Origin of the sequence: Pseudomonas sp. ATCC 13867, from assembly GCF_000349845.1 — a bacterium.
Taxonomy (GTDB): Bacteria; Pseudomonadota; Gammaproteobacteria; order Pseudomonadales; family Pseudomonadaceae; genus Pseudomonas.
The window spans coordinates 5,666,313-5,684,094 of the sequence record NC_020829.1; the positions used below are offsets into that span (position 1 = coordinate 5,666,313).

At 63.5% G+C, this 17,782-nt stretch carries 17 protein-coding genes; 3 read left to right on the top strand and 14 right to left on the bottom strand.

What is annotated here, in order from left to right; translation table 11 throughout:
- Window positions 1–237 precede the first annotated feature (237 nt).
- Together H681_RS25295 and gltP are read right to left on the bottom strand one after the other, a co-directional pair.
- Window positions 238–1,467, bottom strand: coding sequence for a nucleoside recognition domain-containing protein (locus H681_RS25295; RefSeq protein ID WP_015479752.1), 1,230 nt, complete (start codon window positions 1,465–1,467; stop codon window positions 238–240).
- 108 nt (window positions 1,468–1,575) lie between these two features.
- A complete protein-coding gene (gltP, locus tag H681_RS25300) occupies window positions 1,576–2,925 on the bottom strand; it encodes a glutamate/aspartate:proton symporter GltP (protein ID WP_015479753.1) in 1,350 nt (449 codons plus the stop codon).
- Window positions 2,926–3,564: 639 nt separating this feature from the next.
- On the opposite strand from gltP, the gene H681_RS25305 reads away from it, so the two are divergent.
- Window positions 3,565–4,224, top strand: a complete 660-nt coding sequence (locus H681_RS25305; protein ID WP_015479754.1) for a DUF3313 domain-containing protein — start codon at window positions 3,565–3,567, stop codon at window positions 4,222–4,224.
- 192 nt (window positions 4,225–4,416) lie between these two features.
- Here H681_RS25305 and H681_RS25310 read toward each other — a convergent pair whose 3' ends face one another.
- The 5 genes from H681_RS25310 to H681_RS25330 all read right to left on the bottom strand — a co-directional run bounded on the left by H681_RS25310 (window position 4,417) and on the right by H681_RS25330 (window position 6,944).
- Entirely contained in the window at window positions 4,417–4,890 is a 474-nt protein-coding gene (locus H681_RS25310; protein WP_015479755.1) for an inhibitor of vertebrate lysozyme family protein, read from the bottom strand.
- Between the two features lie 34 nt (window positions 4,891–4,924).
- Window positions 4,925–5,086 (bottom strand): DUF1328 domain-containing protein, encoded by a 162-nt coding sequence (locus tag H681_RS26190; protein WP_015479756.1) that lies wholly within the window; start codon window positions 5,084–5,086, stop codon window positions 4,925–4,927.
- 109 nt (window positions 5,087–5,195) lie between these two features.
- Window positions 5,196–5,465, bottom strand: coding sequence for a hypothetical protein (locus H681_RS25320; RefSeq protein ID WP_015479757.1), 270 nt, complete (start codon window positions 5,463–5,465; stop codon window positions 5,196–5,198).
- 208 nt (window positions 5,466–5,673) lie between these two features.
- A complete protein-coding gene (locus tag H681_RS25325) occupies window positions 5,674–6,108 on the bottom strand; it encodes a PA2169 family four-helix-bundle protein (RefSeq protein WP_015479758.1) in 435 nt (144 codons plus the stop codon).
- Window positions 6,105–6,944, bottom strand: coding sequence for a BON domain-containing protein (locus H681_RS25330; protein WP_015479759.1), 840 nt, complete (start codon window positions 6,942–6,944; stop codon window positions 6,105–6,107). Before H681_RS25330 ends, H681_RS25325 begins: the two co-directional genes overlap by 4 nt.
- Window positions 6,945–7,164: 220 nt before the next feature.
- Between H681_RS25330 and algB the strand changes: the two genes are divergently transcribed.
- Window positions 7,165–8,511, top strand: coding sequence for a sigma-54-dependent response regulator transcription factor AlgB (gene algB / locus H681_RS25335; protein ID WP_015479760.1), 1,347 nt, complete (start codon window positions 7,165–7,167; stop codon window positions 8,509–8,511).
- Entirely contained in the window at window positions 8,508–10,301 is a 1,794-nt protein-coding gene (locus tag H681_RS25340; RefSeq protein ID WP_015479761.1) for a KinB sensor domain-containing domain, read from the top strand. Before algB ends, H681_RS25340 begins: the two co-directional genes overlap by 4 nt.
- On the opposite strand, the gene H681_RS25345 is transcribed toward H681_RS25340, so the two are convergent.
- The 7 genes from H681_RS25345 to atpA form a co-directional block, all read right to left on the bottom strand.
- Window positions 10,298–11,080: an N-acetylmuramoyl-L-alanine amidase gene (locus H681_RS25345; protein WP_015479762.1), complete on the bottom strand. Its 783-nt coding sequence runs from the start codon at window positions 11,078–11,080 to the stop codon at window positions 10,298–10,300. The genes H681_RS25340 and H681_RS25345 overlap by 4 nt on opposite strands.
- A gap of 8 nt (window positions 11,081–11,088) precedes the next feature.
- Window positions 11,089–11,676, bottom strand: coding sequence for a MarC family protein (locus H681_RS25350; RefSeq protein ID WP_015479763.1), 588 nt, complete (start codon window positions 11,674–11,676; stop codon window positions 11,089–11,091).
- Window positions 11,677–11,807: 131 nt separating this feature from the next.
- Window positions 11,808–13,175 (bottom strand): bifunctional UDP-N-acetylglucosamine diphosphorylase/glucosamine-1-phosphate N-acetyltransferase GlmU, encoded by a 1,368-nt coding sequence (gene glmU / locus H681_RS25355; protein ID WP_015479764.1) that lies wholly within the window; start codon window positions 13,173–13,175, stop codon window positions 11,808–11,810.
- 117 nt (window positions 13,176–13,292) lie between these two features.
- Complete coding sequence (locus H681_RS25360) at window positions 13,293–13,718, bottom strand: F0F1 ATP synthase subunit epsilon (protein WP_015479765.1); 426 nt, start codon at window positions 13,716–13,718, stop codon at window positions 13,293–13,295.
- A gap of 182 nt (window positions 13,719–13,900) precedes the next feature.
- Entirely contained in the window at window positions 13,901–15,277 is a 1,377-nt protein-coding gene (gene atpD, locus H681_RS25365; RefSeq protein WP_015479766.1) for a F0F1 ATP synthase subunit beta, read from the bottom strand.
- 30 nt (window positions 15,278–15,307) lie between these two features.
- Window positions 15,308–16,168 carry a F0F1 ATP synthase subunit gamma gene (gene atpG, locus H681_RS25370; RefSeq protein ID WP_015479767.1) on the bottom strand — a complete coding sequence of 287 codons (861 nt, stop codon included), beginning with the start codon at window positions 16,166–16,168 and terminating at the stop codon, window positions 15,308–15,310.
- 52 nt (window positions 16,169–16,220) lie between these two features.
- Window positions 16,221–17,765 (bottom strand): F0F1 ATP synthase subunit alpha, encoded by a 1,545-nt coding sequence (atpA, locus tag H681_RS25375; protein WP_015479768.1) that lies wholly within the window; start codon window positions 17,763–17,765, stop codon window positions 16,221–16,223.
- Window positions 17,766–17,782 lie beyond the last annotated feature (17 nt).

The following is a 17,782-nucleotide window of genomic DNA, read 5'->3' on the forward strand; positions in this document are numbered from 1 at the left end:
CCCGCCTGGCGTCTCCACGCAGCGGCGGGACGATTCGGGGAACGAACGATCACACAGGGGAAATGAAGACAGCCTGGCATCCTGTTGCCACGTGCACCGCATCCCTTCGGTCTTCCAGCGGCCCTGGTCGAAAACGCTGTGATACCAGAGTCAGGCGGCGATGATACGGCAATGTGCCATCAATGACAAAAAGCAGGCGTCATATTTCCGGGGGCATGGCTGCGTCCGGAGGTCGCATCAGGCGAAGAACCAGTAGCACACACCGATGGACGCCAGCACCCCGGCAAGGTCGGCCAGCAGCGCGCAGCCCACCGCATGGCGGGCCCGCTGGATACCCACTGCGCCGAAGTACACCGCCAGCACGTAGAAGGTGGTTTCCGTGCTGCCCTGCACCGTGGCTGCCACCAGCGCGGGGAAGCTGTCCACGCCGTGGGACTGCATGGTTTCCAGCAGCATGGCCCGCGCGGCGCTGCCGGAGAAGGGTTTCACCAGCGCGGTGGGCAGCGCATCGACGAAGCGGGTATCCCAGCCCACGCCTTCGACCACCCAGCGGATGCCGTCCAGCGCCATTTCCAGCGCGCCGGAGGCCCGCAGTACGCCGACCGCGCAAAGCATCGCCACCAGGTAGGGCAGCAGGCTCTTGGCGACATCGAATCCTTCCTTCGCGCCTTCGACGAAGGTTTCGTAGACCGGCACCTTCTTCAGCCAGCCGACGACCAGGAACAGCATGATGATGCCGAACAGCGTCAGGTTGCCCAGCAGCGAGGACAACTGCGCCAGGGCGGTGGCGGACAGCCCCGCCAGCAGGGCCATGAAGGCGCCCAGCGCCAGCGCGCCGGGAATCAGGTAGGCCAGCACCACCGGGTCCCACAGGCGCAGGCGCTGCATCACCGCGACGCTGAGCAGGCCGACCAGGGTCGATGCGCTGGTGGCCAGCAGGACCGGCAGGAATACCAGGGTCGGGTCCACCGCGCCCTGCTGCGCGCGGTACATGAAGATGGTCACCGGCAGCAGGGTCAGGGACGAGGCGTTGAGCACCAGGAAAAGGATCTGCGCGTTGCTCGCGGTGGTACTGCTGGGGTTGAGCTCCTGCAAGGCCTTCATGGCCTTCAGGCCAATGGGCGTGGCGGCGTTGTCCAGGCCCAGGCCGTTGGCGGCGAAGTTCAGGGTAATCAGGCCGATGGCCGGATGGCCGGCGGGCACGTCCGGCATCAGGCGGCGGAACAGCGGACCGAGCACTACCGCCAGCTTTTCCACCAGGCCGGCTTTCTCGGCGATGCGCAGGAAGCCCAGCCAGAGGGTCAGGGTGCCGAACAGGAGCACCATCACGTCCACCGATAGCTTGGCCATCGCGAACAGGCTTTCCACCATAGCGGCGAAGACCGTCGCCTCGCCTCCGAGCAGCCAGCGGGAAAGCGCGGTGATCGCCGCGACGATGAAAAAGCCCAGCCACAGGCCGTTGAGCATGGAAAGTCCCCCTTGGAATGGCCGGGATGATAGCGGCACCGGCGCACCCGGCGCCAGAAACGACAAGGCCCCGGACACTGCCGGGGCCTTGTGGATAACCCTTGTGGGTCAGCGGGTGGCGGGGCTTTCCTTGCCGTCGAGCCCCTTCCCTTCGAGGAAGGCCTCGACACGGCCGTTCTGCATCGCATCCCAGTAGCGGGCGCCCTTCTGCGCGTCGTAGACGCCTTCCCACCTGGAGATCACCAGTACCGCGAGGGCGTTGCCGATCACGTTCAGCGCGGTGCGCGCCATGTCCATGATGCGGTCGACGCCGGCGATGAAGGCCAGGCCTTCCAGCGGGATGCCCACGCTGCCCAGGGTCGCCAGCAACACCACGAAGGAAACGCCCGGTACGCCGGCGATGCCCTTGGAGGTGACCATCAGGGTCAACACCAGCATCAGTTGCTGGCCGATGGACAGGTCGATGCCGTAGAGCTGGGCGATGAAGATCGCCGCGATGCTCTGGTACAGGGTCGAGCCATCGAGGTTGAAGGAATAGCCGGTGGGCACCACGAAGCTGCTGACCGCCTTGGGTGCGCCGTAGGCTTCCATCTTCTCGATGATGCGCGGCAGCACGGTTTCCGAGCTGGCGGTGGAGTACGCCAGGATCAGCTCGTCCTTGAAGATGCGCATCAGCTTGACGACGGAGAAGCCGAACAGGCGCGCGACCAGGCCCAGCACCATGAAGGCGAAGAAGGCGATGGCGAAGTACACCAGCACCACCAGCTTGGCCAGCGGCAGCAGGGAGGCGAAGCCGAAGTTGGCGACCGTCACCGCGATCAGCGCGAACACGCCGACAGGGGCGTAGCGCATGATCATGTGGGTGACGCGGAACATGGCCTCGGCCACGCCCTGGAACATCTTCACCAGCGGCTCGCGGGTCGGCGCCGGCAGGGAGGAAAGCCCCAGGCCGAACATCACCGAGAAGAAGATGATCGGCAGCATCTCGCCACGGGCCATCGCCGCGAAGATGTTCGACGGGATCAGGTTGAGGATCGTCTCGATGAATGCGTGGTGATGCTCGACTTCCTTGGCGGTCTGCGTGTACTGGGAGATATCCACAGTGCCCAGGGTACTCATGTCGATGCCGGAGCCCGGCTGGAACACGTTCGCCAGCAGCAGGCCGACCACGATGGCGACGGTGGTGATGATTTCGAAGTAGACGATGGTCTTCAGGCCGATCCGACCGAGTTTCTTCGCATCTCCCATGCCGGCAATGCCGACGATGAGCGAGGAAATCACGATCGGTACGACGATCATCTTGATCAGCCGGATGAAGATGTCACCGGCCGGCTGGAGGATGTTGCTGATCCACCAGGCCTTGTCCGCGCTGAAATGATTGAGCGCGGCGCCCAGTGCAATTCCGAGTACCAGGCCGATGAGGATCTGCCAGGCGAGGCTGAGCTTGGCTTTGCCCATAGTGAGTCACCCTTGATTCTTGTGGAAGTCGGGGTCGCCGAGCCATCGGGATGCCGACGGCCAGCGAAAAAAGGGGCGCATGATTCCGAGCCACCCCTCCTCCGTCTAATGCCGGAGATGCCTACCCCATGCACAATCGGCATAGGAAAATGCATCTGAAACCTTGGTTCCAGGTCTTTCGACCCTTGATTTATTGCATGAGGCAGGTTCCTCAACACCTGTCACGCAGCGGTCTGCAAAGCCGGCTAGGCTTGTTGCATTCATGCCATCAATGGCGCGGATTGAACGGATGAGCCATCCGGAAGCGAGACACCCGGTTTTTCCTGTTACCGGATGTACGGTCACGTCGAAGGACCGTCACGGAGGGCTACGGCCGTGGAAGAAGGCCGATGGATTACGAGGCTGGCAGGATCGCGGGCGCTTGTGGATAAGTCGCCGGAATCCGCTCTTCATTGTTGCGGTAGATTCGCCGACGGGAATCGGCGGGGCATTGTAGGACGTTTCCCAACCACTTCGGATTGATCGATATCAGTGAAGTTCGAGCGGGTTCGAAACAGCGTACGGCTACCCTGCCGCCGCTGGGACCGCGCCAGCCGAACCAGTGAACGACGCGGTAAACCTTCAGATACAGGACCCTCTATGACACGACTCTCGGTAGTACCCACCCTGCTGTTGGCCGGCGCCCTGGCGCTGGGCGGTTGCTCCAGCCAGAAACCCGATGCCTCGCAGTACTCCGGCTTCCTGGACGACTACTCCCAGCTCAAACCCGCAACCTCGCCCAGCGGGCAACCGGTGCTGCGCTGGGTGGACCCGAATCTGAAACTGAACAACTACAGCTCGGTGCTGGTGGAACGGCCGGTGTATTACCCCCAACCCAAACCGAGCGAGACCATCGATCAGACGACCCTGAATGCGATTCCCGATTACCTGAAGCAGCAGATCGAGCAGCAACTGAGCAGCCGCTACCGGATAGTCCAGCAGGCCGACCGCGACACCCTGGTGCTGAAGACGGCGATCACTGGCGTGAACGTTTCCACCGAGGGGCTGCACGCCTACGAGGTGATTCCGATCGCCCTGGTGGTCGCAGCCACCACCACCGCCATCGGCACGCGGGACCAGGACACCGAGGTCTATGTGGAAATGGAAGCGTTGGACGGCGCCACCAGCAAGCCGGTGGCCAAGGTGGTGCGCAAGGGGGCTGGCGAGACGCTGGAGAATGCCAGCACGCACCTGACGCTCAACGACCTGAAACCGGTGCTCGACGGCTGGGCGCGCGACGCCGCCAACTTCAAGCCGTAACCGCTCCGGCTCTGCGGAACCGGTGTGAGGACGAGGCAGGCGCCTCACCCCCGGTTCCGCCGCAGCCTTTCCACCCTGACCCGGTCCGCCGTTGCGGAGGTACCCCCTGTACCCCTGGGTCGCTCAAGGCCTGAATCGCCTCGAACATCCCGGCCCCCTGGTCATGCGCCGGCCAGCATCGGCCACGCACTACTAGAACCAATTCGGATCGCTCTTGAGTTCCTCATCCAGAATGCCTTTCATCGTGTCGTTCGGTTCCCCCAGCCAGCGAAGGCTGGCGTGCCGGCTCGACGCCTGGTCCGGCGGCAGCCCTTCGGGCACCGTCACATAAAGGGCATAGGCTTTCTGCTTGTCCCAGGTAAACGCCACGTAGAGCCGGTGCTTGGAGCAGTCGTACGCTTCGCACAGCTCGCCCACCAGGTACTTGCCGCTCAGTTCGTCCACCGAGTGCATCGGCATCGACGTGCCAGTGAGATGCATCACCCAGTCGGGCAGCGGGGGGGCGTCCTTCACCAGCGAGTACCAGGCTTGCCGGTAGCGCTGATCGGCGGCCATCAACTGGTCGACCCGGTAGCGGGCGATCGTGTCCGGCCCCGCCGCCAGGACCTGGGTCCCGATACCGCCCAGCAACAGGACGCCGATCAGCAGGTTGCGGATGAAGTCCATCGCCAAGCTCCTTCTCCAACTGTGAGAAAAGGCGTCAGCCTCGCCGGCGTCCGAGGATGAACGACACGACGAACAGCACCAGGAACAGTACGAACAGGATCTTGGCAATACTGGTCGCCGCGCCGGCGATGCCGCCGAAACCCAGGACTCCGGCGATGATGGCGATGATCAGGAATGTCAGGGCCCAACTGAGCATGGGATTTCTCCTCTTCTCGTTGTCGATTCGGCGCCGTGCTCGGAGCGATCGTCGTGACGGTCGTTCCGCCGATCCCGCAGGATGGACACGCCGCAGGAACACCGTGGATTCAGAACACCCAGCCACCGTGACGGGGGATCGCCCGCGATTCCAGGGGCGGCGCGGCCCAGCGCCGGCTGGCGTTATCCCGATCCCAGGCCGGAAGCGGCTGTGGATAACGCAACGCATCCGGCAGCGCGCCGGATACTCTGGGGATAAGTACGTCGGGATCGACCGAGATTGGCGACACCTGTTGCATCTGGTGGATCAGTAACAGCAGCAGCGCGATGGCCAGCAAGACCCGGCTCCAGGCATCGACACGCATTTCAGGGCTGTTCATCCCGACTCTCCTGGCCGTCGCGGCCTCCCTGCCAGTACAGGCGGCATGGGCTGGTTTCCCAAGGAGCCTGCATGCCACATGCCAGGGCTTTTCTTATATTTTTATCCTTTAAAAACAAGCAGTTGGATTATCAATAACGAACCCTTCCGCCCGCATCCTGCACGATGGCCGGGCCTTCACCGTGCATTCTGCAACCCTCGGCGAACGCTCACCCGAGCGAGTGCTTGAGCGCACTCATCTGGTCGTGGCAGGCCCGCACCTTGGGCAACTCCGCCCGCAGCAGGGCCTGGATTTCCGGCGCAGCGTCCTGCAAGGCGTCCTCGAACGCTTGCAGGATGCGGTCCTCGGCCTCCTCCAGCTGCGCCACGTACGTCGCGCCCGGATCGCTGGCAAGACGCGCCCGCGCATCGGCATACATCCGGATCAGCTTTCCCCGCAGGGTTCCACTGGCGGCTGGCTCGTCGTGGTTGGTCGCCACCTGGCGGGACAGATCGGCAATCAACTCGATCTTGGCCTGGAGCATGGACTCGAACAGTTGCTGCAGGCGAACGTCCCGCACCTCGCGGATCGCATGCCGGTAGAAGCGCTCGCCATCCCGGGTGATCTCGATGAGTTCATTGAGCTGGCGCGTCGTGTGGTTCATGCGCGGATCCCGTCAGGGGACGCTCGATACCGACTGGCGGCCTGTCCGGCCACTTTCAGCGCGCTGGCATCCACCTCCCGTACGCCACGGGTCTTGCGCGCGCTTTCGATCAGTTGCTGGCGCTCGGCGTCGCTGGGCACCACGCCACTGAGGCTGACCACGCCATCGCGGGTGGACACACCGATGGACAGCCCGCCCAACGCGTGGCGCGCCAGCACGTCGGCCTTGATCTGGCTGGTGATCCAGGCATCGCTGACCGCCGCCTGTGCATCGTTCACGGAGTCTTCCAGCTTCTTGGTCGACGAGCCTTCCGGCACCACCTTCAGGCGGTTATCCACAGAGGCGACCCCTTCGGTCTGCGCGGCGAGGTGAGACGCCCGCTGACTGGCCTCCTCGCTGGGCGCCGTACCTTCCAGGGTGACCGCATCCCCCTTGCTGGATACCTTGATATCCAGCCCTTCGGCAGGCTTGTCCAGCAGCAGCTTGGCCTTGACCCGAGCGGCCAGCGCCTCGCCGCTGGCCAGCGCCGGATCGACGGTAATCTGGTTATCCACAGCCGTGATGCCTTCAATGCTCATCGCGACCTGCGCGGCCAGTTCGCGCTGCTCCTCACTGGCGACCTTGCCGCCCAGCACGGCACGACCCTTTTCCACATCCACGCTGAGCTTGAAGGGCTTCAGGTCGCGGTTGAGGTTGATGGCGGTCCAGATCGATCCCTCCTGGCGCGCCTCGGCCAACTGTTCGGTAAGGCTGGATTCTTCAGCCTGGCCGACCAACGGTTGAGTGGCCAGCAACACGCTGCCGAGGGCCAGGACAAGCAGCTTCGGAATGGGCATGGTGCGCTCCTTGGCGTTTTTCTGTACTGCCAGTAGAGACAGCAGAATATCCCCATCAGTGCCATCCTGTTGATAAACCCTTTTATTTCAATGCGTTACACGTTCTGTGGATAACACTGTCCATGCACCCTGCCCGATGTCCCGGGCAGAGCCTTTGCAACTTGCACGAAATTTCCGGGACTAAGAAATAACCTGAGACAGATTATGAGGAACACCCCGAATGGACGCTCCGCCTGAACAACAAGGCCGCATCCTTCTGGTCGATGACGAGCCCGCGATCCTGCGCTCGTTCCGCTATTGCCTGGAGGACGAAGGCTATGGCGTGGCGACCGCCAGCAGCGCCTCCCAGGCCGAAACGCTGCTGCAACACCAGGTGTTCGACCTGTGTTTCCTCGACCTGCGCCTGGGCGAGGACAACGGCCTGGACGTGCTCGCCCAGATGCGCGTGCAGGCGCCCTGGATGCGGGTGGTGATCGTCACCGCGCATTCCGCCGTGGACACCGCGGTGAACGCCATGCAGGCCGGCGCCGCCGACTATCTGGTCAAACCCTGCAGCCCCGACCAGCTGCGCCTGGCCGCGGCCAAGCAGTTGGAAGTCCATCAGCTCACGGCCCGCATCGAGGCGCTGGAAGGCGAGATGCGCAGGCAGGGCGATGTACTCGAATCGCAGAGCCCGGCAATGGCCGCCGTACTGGAAACCGCCCGCCAGGTGGCCGCCACCGACGCCAACATCCTTATCCTGGGGGAATCCGGCTCCGGCAAGGGAGAGCTGGCGCGGGCCATCCACGGCTGGAGCAAACGGGCGAAGAAATCCTGCGTGACCATCAACTGTCCGTCGCTGAACGCCGAACTGACCGAAAGCGAACTGTTCGGGCACAGCCGTGGCGCATTCACCGGCGCGACCGAAAATACCCTCGGGCGGATCAGCCAGGCCGATGGCGGCACGCTGTTCCTCGACGAGATCGGCGACTTCCCCCTGCTCCTGCAGCCCAAGCTGCTGCGCTTCATTCAGGACAAGGAGTACGAGCGAGTCGGCGACCCGGTGACGCGCAATGCCGACGTACGCATCCTCGCCGCGACCAACCGCGATCTGGCCGGCATGGTCACCCAGGGCAGCTTTCGCGAGGACCTGCTGTACCGCCTGAACGTCATCGTGCTGAACCTGCCGCCATTGCGCGAGCGCGCCGAGGACATCCTCAGCCTCGCCGAACCCTTCCTCGCCCGCTTCGTCAAGGATTACGGTCGCCCGGCCCGTGGCTTCACCGACGAAGCCCGCGACCTGCTGCGCCGCTACAGCTGGCCCGGCAATGTTCGCGAGCTGAGAAACGTAATCGAACGCGCGAGCATCATCTGCAATCAGGAGATGATCGGCATCGAACACCTCGCACCCGGCGAGCACTCGACGAACGCCACGCCCCGTATCGGCGAAGCACTCAGCCTGGAAGAGCTGGAAAAAGCCCATATCGCCGCCGTGATGGCCTCCAGCGCAACCCTCGACCAGGCGGCCAAGACCCTGGGTATCGACGCCTCCACGCTGTATCGCAAGCGCAAGCAATACAGCCTGTGAAACTGCACCTGCCGCTGACATTGCGCACGCAGCTCTTCCTGAGCATCTCGGCGCTCATGACGGTGGCCCTGCTGGGGTTGCTGCTGGGGCTGTTCAGCGTGGTGCTCACCGGGCGCGAACAGGCGGAACTCATCCAACGCAATTTCGACACCATCGAAGTCAGCCAGGAATTGCGCCAGGCCCTGGGCGACCAGTTGGTCCAGATACTCAGCGCGGAACCGGACAACGAACGCCTGGAAGCCGCGCGCCGACACTTCCGCGACGCACTGGAGCGTGGCCAGGGACGTGCCGCCAGCGATACGGAACAGCAGTTGCTGCGGCAGATCGCCGACGCCCACCGGCAATTCGTCAATGCCTCGGAGAGTCCGGGCCCCGGGCGCCCCGAGCTGCTCGACGACAACGACCTCAGCCGGAACCTGGACGAGCTTCGGCAGCAGTTGCTCGCCCTGCATGAATTTGCCATGCGCAACATCGACACGCAGGAAAGCGACGCCCGCACCCGGACGCTGCTGATCAGCGGGTTGCTCGGGCTGGTGGGCGTAGCGATTCTGCTGATCGGATTCATCACCGCCCACAGCATCGCCCGACGTTTCGGCGCACCCATCGAAGCGCTGACCAAGGCCGCGGACAAGATCGGACGCGGTGACTTCGACCTCACCCTGCCCATTTCTCCCGTAACCGAGATGGCCTCCCTGAGCCGCCGCTTCGGCCTGATGGCGGAAGCCCTGCGCGTGTACAGGGAAACCAACACCGAGGCCATCGGCTACGGGCGCCGGCGCTTGCAGGCGGTGCTCGACAGCATCGATGACGGCCTGGTGATCCTCGACCGCGATGGCCGTGTCGAACACGCCAATCCCGTCGCCAGCCGCCAGCTGTTCTCCAGCAGCGATCCCCACGGCAAGGAACTGGGCACGTTGCTGGATAACCCGGAGCTGACCCAGGCCACCCGGAGGGTGCTGGCGGGAAACCTCCTGGAAGAAACGCCCCAGGACCTGGTGGTGGAGGTGGGCGGGGAGAGCCGGCTGCTGACCTGGGGCATGTCCCCGGTCACTCACGACGACGGACGCAACATCGGTGCAGTGATGGTTGTCCGCGATGTCACCGAGCAGCGCGCCTTCGAACGGGTGCGCAACGATTTCGTCCTGCGCGCCTCCCATGAGCTGCGCACCCCGGTGACCGGCATGCACATGGCCTTCGGGCTGCTATCCGAGCGCCTGGCCTTCCCCGAAGGTTCCCGCGAGCACGACCTGATCACCACGGTCGACGAAGAGATGCGCCGCCTGGTGCTGCTGATCGGCGACCTGCTGAATTTCTCCCGCTACCAGAGCGGCACGCAGAAACTCGACCTGCAGCCCTGCGACATCGTCGAGATCCTGGCGCAGGCCAGGCAACGCTTCGAAGGGCAGGCGCGCAGCCAGAACATCGCCATCGAACTGGAAACCGCCGCCGACGTCCCCCCCATCAACCTCGATCGCCTGCAGATCGAGCGGGTCATCGACAACCTGATCAGCAACGCCTTGCGCCACACCCCCGATGGCGGGGTGATACGGCTGCAGGCGCGTTGCCATGAAGAACGGGTCGCCATCGCCGTGGAAGACAACGGAGACGGGGTTCCCTTCAGCCAGCAAAGCCGCATCTTCGAGCCCTTCGTCCAGGTCGGGCACAAGAAGGGTGGCGCCGGCCTGGGCCTGGCCCTGTGCAAGGAGATCGTTCAGTTGCACGGCGGGCGCATCGTCCTGCACTCGCAGGCGGGCAAGGGGTCGCGCTTCTACCTGCTGCTGCCCCTTTAGCTGGTCGGTACGGCCAGCAGCAGCGCCGCGGTCTCCAGATCCGGCTCGCCATCGAAACGCTGCGGACGGAAGCGCATCTGGAAGGCCGCGATCACATTGCGGGTTTCCTCGTCCATCACCCCGTTGAGCGGCACCGCGTAACCGTGGCGCGCCAGCTGCTGCTGGAACCAGCCCGGCGCCGGCAGTTGGCCGTTCAGCTCGCCCAGGCGGCGGGCCATCTCGCCCGGCTTGGGCCAGGGAATCAGGCCGGCATCGGCGAGTTTCTTCCAGGGGAACAGCGGGCCCGGATCGACCTTGCGCTGCGGGGCGATGTCGCTGTGGCCGAGGATGTGTTCGGGCGTGATGCCCTGGCGCTTGCCGATGTCCTTGAGCAGGGCGATCAGCGCGTCGATCTGCCCGTCCGGGTAGGGGTACCAGATCTTGCCGCTGGGAGTTTCGCGGTAACCGGGATTGACCAGTTCGATACCGATCGACGTGGAGTTCAGCCAGGTGCGGCCCTGCCATTCGCTCTGCCCGGCATGCCAGGCGCGGCGGTTTTCGTCCACCAACTGGTAGATGGTCGGTGGCTGGTCGCCGATCAGGTAATGGGCGCTGACCTCGCCGCGGGTCAGTATCTCCAGCGAACGCGGCAGGTTCTCCGACGTGTAGTGGATGATGACGTACTGGATGCGGCTGTCCTGGTTGCGCGAGACATGCTCATGGTCGATCTGCAGCCCTTTTTCGGCGCAGCCGGCGAGCAACAGGGCGGACAGGACAAGGCTGAGTGCGCGGAGGGTCATGAGGTCACTCACGCTGCGATGTGCAGCACGCTGCGTAGGTTCTGCAGGAGCATGTTCACGCTGAGCATGATCAGCAGCATACCGGCCAGGCGCTCCACCGCGGTCAGCCCGCGAGGGCCGAGGAAGCGCTGCAGGAACGAGGCCTGCAGCAGGATCAGTGCCGTCGCCGCCCAGGCCAGAATCACCGCCAGGTACAACTCCCACAACGGCCCCGTGTAGGTGGTGCGCAGGGTAATCAGCATGGCCAGCGCCGAAGGGCCGGCCACCGCCGGCGTCGCCAGCGGCACCAGCAGCGGCTCGCTGTCCGGCATGTCGCCCAGCACGCCCTGCGGAGTCGGGAAAATCAGGCGCATGGCGACCACGAAGAGAATGATACCGCCGGCGATCCCGGTGGCTTCCTTCGACAGGCCAAGGCCGGTGAGGATGTGCTCGCCGAGCGTGAGGAAGATTAGCAACAGGCCGAGCGCGAGCAGCAGCTCACGCAGGGCGACCTTGAGCCGGCGCTCGGCCGGAACGGATTTCAGGGCGGCGAGAAACACCGCGATGTTGCCAAACGGGTCGGTGATCAGAAAGATCAGGACGGCGACGCCGAGCATGATCGAGAGACTCCGGCAGGAAGAACGCCCCTGGCTGGATGGCAGCGTGGGTCAGGAAGCGTCTGTGGATAACGACAAGCATAGCTCCCACCTGTGAATAACAACTTACCCACAGGCGGGAGAAAACAGCATCAGGATTTCTTGATCTTTTCCGGGCGCTTCCAGCCTTCGATCACCCGCTGCTTGGCGCGACCGACCGCCAGGGTGCCGGACGGAACCTCGGTGGTGATGGTGGAGCCCGCGCCAGTCGTGGCACCCGCGCCGATATCCACAGGCGCCACCAGGGAGTTGTTGGAGCCGATGAAGACGTCTTCGCCAATGCTGGTGCGCCACTTGTTGGCGCCATCGTAGTTGCAGGTGATGGTGCCGGCGCCGATGTTGGTGCGCGCACCGACTTCGCTGTCGCCCAGGTAGGTGAGGTGGCCAACCTTCACGCCATCCTGCAGATGGGCGTTCTTCAGTTCGACGAAGTTACCCACATGCACCTTGCGCTCCAGCACGCTGCCCGGACGCAGGCGGGCAAACGGGCCGACGTCGCTGTCCGGGCCGACGTGGGCGCCTTCCAGGTGCGAATTGGCCTTGATGATGGCGCCACGGCGCAGGGTACTGTCCTTGATGTAGCAGTTCGGGCCGATCTGCACATCGTCCTCGATCTCCACCTGGCCTTCGAGGATGACGTTGATGTCGATGGTCACGTCGCGGCCGACGCTGACCTCGCCGCGCACGTCGAAGCGTGCCGGATCGATCAGGGTCACACCCTGGGCCATCAGACGGCGCGCCACGCGCTGCTGGAAGAAGCGCTCCAGCTCGGAGAGCTGCAGGCGGTCGTTGGCCCCCTGAACTTCCATCGCCGCCTGCGGCTGTGCGGTGGCAACGCGCAGGCCATCGGCCACGGCCATGGCGATCACGTCGGTGAGGTAGTACTCGCCCTGGGCGTTGGAATTGGACAGGCGCGATAGCCAACCAGCCAGGCGTTCGCGCGGCACGGCGAGAATGCCGGTGTTGCCTTCACGGATGGCGCGCTGTTCGGAGGACGCATCCTTCTGCTCGACGATGGCCTGAACCTCGTCGGCCGCGTCACGGATGATACGGCCGTAACCGGTCGGATCATCCAGCTCGACAGTGAGCAGCGCCAGTTGTTCGGCAGTGGCCTGGGCCATCAGGCGCTCCAGGGTCGGCTGTTCGATCAGCGGGACGTCGCCGTAGAGGATCAGCACCTTGTCCGCGCTCAGGAACGGCGCGGCCTGGGCCACGGCGTGGCCGGTACCCAGTTGCTGTTCCTGGATCACGAAATTCAGGTCATCCGCCTGCAACCGTTCACGCACGAGTTCCGCGCCGTGCCCGATCACCACATGGATGCGGGAAGGGCTGAGCGTGCGAGCGGTATCGATTACGTGGGCAAGCATGGGCTTGCCAGCGACCGGATGCAGGACCTTCGGCAGGGCCGAACGCATGCGCGTGCCCTGGCCAGCGGCGAGAATGACGATTTCGAGGGACATGGATGACAGACCGTCCTGGTGAGCGGGGCAGGCCCCGAATGTAGAAAAAGAAAAAGGGTAGCCAAGGCTACCCTTTTCCATTTTATCGCTGAAGCCCCTAGGGGAGCTTCGCGCGGCTCAGCCGCCGAACTTCTTGCGAACCTGCTGGACCGTGCGCAGTTGCGCTGCGGCTTCGGCCAGGCGGGCTGCGGCGGAGCTGTAGTCGAACTCGGCACCTTTGCTGTGCAGAGCCTTCTCAGCTTCCTTCAGTGCGGTCTGGGCAGCCGCTTCGTCGAGGTCGCCGGCGCGAATCACGGTGTCGGCGAGAACCTTTACCATGCTCGGCTGCACTTCGAGGAAGCCGCCGGAGATGTAGTACACCTCCTGCTCGCCACCCTGCTTCACCAGGCGGATCGGACCCGGCTTGAGCTCGGTGATCAGCGGCGCGTGGCCCGGAGCGATACCCAGATCACCCAGGGAGCCGTGCGCAACGACCAGCTCGACCAGACCGGAGAAGATCTCCGCTTCGGCGCTGACGATGTCGCAGTGGACTGTAATAGCCATACCCTTGCCTCACGTAATAGGCTGCCGATGAACTGCTGCGCCAGACCAGGCGGCGTTGGAATCGATCTCAGAATGCTCGTTTACCAACGTAAACTACGCTTCTTCGATCGATTCCGCCTTGCCTGGCCGTCACTCGCGACGCTCCTCGACGGCCTTGGCGCGCCCGTTGCCGGGCGCACGGATTACAGCTTCTTCGCTTTCTCGATGGCTTCTTCGATGCCGCCGACCATGTAGAACGCCTGCTCGGGCAGGTGGTCGTAGTCGCCGTTGAGGATGCCTTTGAAGCCAGCGATGGTTTCCTTCAGGGAGACGTACTTGCCCGGCGAACCGGTGAAGACTTCTGCCACGAAGAACGGCTGGGACAGGAAGCGCTGGATCTTACGAGCACGGGCCACCAGCAGCTTGTCGGACTCGGACAGTTCGTCCATGCCGAGGATCGCGATGATGTCCTTCAGCTCCTTGTAGCGCTGCAGGATGTACTGCACGCCACGAGCGGTGTCGTAGTGATCCTGGCCGATGACCAGCGGGTCCAACTGACGGGAGGTGGAGTCCAGCGGGTCCACGGCCGGGTAGATACCCAGCGAGGCGATGTCACGGGACAGTACCACGGTAGCGTCGAGGTGGGCGAAGGTGGTCGCCGGGCTCGGGTCGGTCAGGTCGTCCGCGGGAACGTATACGGCCTGGATCGAGGTGATCGAGCCTTGCTTGGTGGAGGTGATGCGCTCCTGCAGAACGCCCATCTCTTCGGCCAGGGTCGGCTGATAACCTACCGCGGACGGCATACGGCCCAGCAGTGCGGACACTTCGGTACCGGCAAGGGTGTAACGGTAGATGTTGTCGATGAACAGCAGTACGTCACGGCCTTCGTCACGGAACTTCTCGGCCATGGTCAGGCCGGTCAGTGCAACGCGCAGACGGTTGCCCGGCGGCTCGTTCATCTGGCCGTATACCAGGGCCACTTTGTCCAGAACGTTGGAGTCCTTCATCTCGTGGTAGAAGTCGTTACCCTCACGGGTACGCTCGCCCACACCAGCGAACACGGAATAACCGCTGTGCTCGATGGCGATGTTACGGATCAGCTCCATCATGTTTACGGTCTTGCCTACACCGGCGCCACCGAACAGACCGACCTTACCACCCTTGGCGAACGGGCAGACCAGGTCGATTACCTTGATGCCGGTTTCCAGCAGCTCGTTGCCGCCGGCCTGATCGGCATAGGAGGGAGCTTCGCGGTGGATACCCCAACGCTCTTCTTCGCCGATGGGACCGGCTTCGTCGATCGGGTTGCCCAGTACGTCCATGATCCGGCCCAGGGTCGCTTTACCGACCGGGACGGAGATGGCTGCGCCGGTGCTTTCCACGTTCAGGCCACGCTTGAGGCCTTCGGTGGAACCCATTGCAATGGAACGAACCACGCCGTCGCCCAGCTGCTGCTGAACTTCGAGGGTGGTTTCGACGCCCTGAACCTTCAGGGCCTCGTAGATGCTCGGCACGGCATCGCGCGGGAATTCCACGTCGATCACGGCGCCGATGATTTGAACGATACGTCCGCTACTCATGTCTGGTTCCTCTGAATTTTGAACCTGTTCTTACACCGCGGCAGCGCCGCCGACGATTTCCGAGATTTCCTGGGTGATCGCCGCCTGACGCGCCTTGTTGTAGACCAGCTGGAGTTCGCTGATCAGATCACCGGCGTTGTCGGTAGCGTTCTTCATTGCAATCATCCGGGCCGCCTGCTCACAGGCGTTGTTCTCAACCACCGCCTGATACACCTGGGATTCCACGTAGCGCACCAGCAGGCCATCGAGAAGGGCCTTGGCGTCGGGCTCGTAGAGGTAGTCCCAGTGGTGTTTCAGGTCTGCGTTGTCCTCGGCCACCAGCGGAATCATCTGCTCCACGGTCGGCTTCTGGGTCATGGTGTTGACGAACTTGTTGGAAACCACGTACAGGCGATCGATACGCCCTTCCAGGTAGGCATCCAGCATGACCTTGACGCTGCCGATCAGATCGTTGATCGACGGCTCTTCGCCCAGGTGACTGATGGCTGCAACCACGTTGCCGCCATAGTTCTTGAAGAAGGATGCGCCCTTGGCACCGATCACGCAGAGGTCGATCTCCGCGCCACGATCGCGCTGGGCTGCCATGTCCTTGACGAGCGCCTTGAACAGGTTGATGTTCAGGCCGCCGGCCAGACCACGGTCGGAGCTCACCACGATGTAGCCGACGCGCTTGACTTCACGCTCGACCATGAACGGATGACGGTACTCGGGGTTGGCGTTGGCCAGATGGCCGATCACCTGGCGAATGCGCTCCGCGTAGGGACGGCCGGCCGCCATGCGCAGTTGTGCCTTGCGCATTTTGCTCACCGCCACCTTTTCCATGGCATTGGTGATTTTTTGCGTGCTTTTGATGCTCGCAATCTTGCTGCGAATCTCTTTTGCGCCTGCCATTTCACACCTATCGGGTTAGCAGGCGGGGGTCGTTACCGACCCCCGCTGCGGCTTACCAGGTTTGGGTGGCCTTGAACTTCTCGATGCCGGCCTTGATGCCTGCGTCGATTTCGTCGTTGAAGTCACCCTTCTCGTTGATCTTCGCCAGCAGAGCAGCATGCTCGCGCTGGAAGAAGGCGATCAACGCCTGTTCGAAGGCGCCCACTTTGGCGATCTCGATGTCCTGCAGGAAGCCACGCTCGGCGGCATACAGGGACAGCGACATCTCGGCGATGGACATCGGCGCGTACTGCTTCTGCTTCATCAGCTCGGTAACGCGCTGACCATGCTCGAGCTGCTTGCGGGTCGCGTCGTCCAGGTCCGAGGCGAACTGGGCGAAGGCCGCCAGTTCACGGTACTGGGCCAGCGCGGTACGGATGCCGCCGGACAGCTTCTTGATGATCTTGGTCTGGGCCGCGCCGCCCACACGGGATACCGAGATACCGGCGTTGACGGCCGGACGGATACCCGAGTTGAACATGGAGGTTTCCAGGAAGATCTGACCGTCGGTGATGGAGATCACGTTGGTCGGTACGAACGCGGAAACGTCACCGGCCTGGGTTTCGATGATCGGCAGGGCGGTCAGGGAACCGGTCTTGCCTTTCACTTCGCCGTTGGTGAACTTCTCGACGTACTCTTCGGAAACGCGGGAAGCGCGCTCCAGCAGACGGCTGTGGAGATAGAACACGTCGCCCGGGTAGGCTTCACGGCCCGGCGGACGGCGCAGCAGCAGGGAGATCTGGCGGTAGGCAACGGCCTGCTTGGACAGGTCGTCGTACACGATCAGGGCGTCTTCACCGCGGTCGCGGAAGTATTCGCCCATGGTGCAGCCGGAGTACGGCGCCAGGTACTGCAGAGCAGCGGATTCGGAGGCGCTGGCAACGACCACGATGGTGTTGGCCAGGGCACCGTTCTCTTCCAGCTTGCGTACGACATTGGCGATGGTCGATTGCTTCTGACCGATGGCAACGTAGACGCAGCGGATGCCGCTGTCTTTCTGGTTGATGATGGCGTCGACGGCCAGGGCGGTCTTACCGATCTGACGGTCACCGATGATCAGCTCGCGCTGGCCACGGCCTACCGGAATCATGGCGTCGACCGACTTGTAACCGGTCTGAACCGGCTGGTCTACCGACTTACGCCAGATCACGCCCGGCGCCACTTTCTCGACGGCGTCGGTCAGCTTGGCATCGATCGGGCCTTTGCCATCGATCGGGTTACCCAGGGCATCGACGACGCGACCCAGCAGTTCCGGACCAACCGGTACTTCCAGGATGCGGCCGGTGCACTTGGCGTTCATGCCTTCTTTGAGGTCCTGGTATTCACCCAGTACCACAGCACCGACGGAGTCTTGCTCCAGGTTCAGCGCCATACCGTAGACGCCGCCCGGGAATTCGATCATCTCGCCGTACATGACGTCGGCCAGACCGAAGATGCGCACGATGCCATCGGAAACACTGACGATGGTGCCTTCGTTGCGCGCTTGCGAGGCGACGTCGAGTTTCTCGATGCGCCCCTTGATGATTTCACTAATTTCGGAAGGATTGAGTTGCTGCATGCCGCTGCCCCTTCAAA

What these genes read in the sequence shown, in the direction of transcription:
- H681_RS25295 (WP_015479752.1), bottom strand. Translation starts at nt 1,467, where the DNA reads ATGCTCAACGGCCTGTGGCTGGGCTTTTTCATCGTCGCGGCGATCACC.
- H681_RS25330 (WP_015479759.1), bottom strand. Translation starts at nt 6,944, where the DNA reads ATGCCCATTCCGAAGCTGCTTGTCCTGGCCCTCGGCAGCGTGTTGCTG.
- H681_RS25345 (WP_015479762.1), bottom strand. Translation starts at nt 11,080, where the DNA reads ATGACCCTCCGCGCACTCAGCCTTGTCCTGTCCGCCCTGTTGCTCGCC.
- H681_RS25350 (WP_015479763.1), bottom strand. Translation starts at nt 11,676, where the DNA reads ATGCTCGGCGTCGCCGTCCTGATCTTTCTGATCACCGACCCGTTTGGC.
- H681_RS25320 (WP_015479757.1), bottom strand. Translation starts at nt 5,465, where the DNA reads ATGAACAGCCCTGAAATGCGTGTCGATGCCTGGAGCCGGGTCTTGCTG.
- H681_RS25310 (WP_015479755.1), bottom strand. Translation starts at nt 4,890, where the DNA reads ATGGACTTCATCCGCAACCTGCTGATCGGCGTCCTGTTGCTGGGCGGT.
- algB (WP_015479760.1), top strand. Translation starts at nt 7,165, where the DNA reads ATGGACGCTCCGCCTGAACAACAAGGCCGCATCCTTCTGGTCGATGAC.
- gltP (WP_015479753.1), bottom strand. Translation starts at nt 2,925, where the DNA reads ATGGGCAAAGCCAAGCTCAGCCTCGCCTGGCAGATCCTCATCGGCCTG.
- glmU (WP_015479764.1), bottom strand. Translation starts at nt 13,175, where the DNA reads ATGTCCCTCGAAATCGTCATTCTCGCCGCTGGCCAGGGCACGCGCATG.
- H681_RS25360 (WP_015479765.1), bottom strand. Translation starts at nt 13,718, where the DNA reads ATGGCTATTACAGTCCACTGCGACATCGTCAGCGCCGAAGCGGAGATC.
- H681_RS26190 (WP_015479756.1), bottom strand. Translation starts at nt 5,086, where the DNA reads ATGCTCAGTTGGGCCCTGACATTCCTGATCATCGCCATCATCGCCGGA.
- atpG (WP_015479767.1), bottom strand. Translation starts at nt 16,168, where the DNA reads ATGGCAGGCGCAAAAGAGATTCGCAGCAAGATTGCGAGCATCAAAAGC.
- atpA (WP_015479768.1), bottom strand. Translation starts at nt 17,765, where the DNA reads ATGCAGCAACTCAATCCTTCCGAAATTAGTGAAATCATCAAGGGGCGC.
- H681_RS25305 (WP_015479754.1), top strand. Translation starts at nt 3,565, where the DNA reads ATGACACGACTCTCGGTAGTACCCACCCTGCTGTTGGCCGGCGCCCTG.
- atpD (WP_015479766.1), bottom strand. Translation starts at nt 15,277, where the DNA reads ATGAGTAGCGGACGTATCGTTCAAATCATCGGCGCCGTGATCGACGTG.
- H681_RS25325 (WP_015479758.1), bottom strand. Translation starts at nt 6,108, where the DNA reads ATGAACCACACGACGCGCCAGCTCAATGAACTCATCGAGATCACCCGG.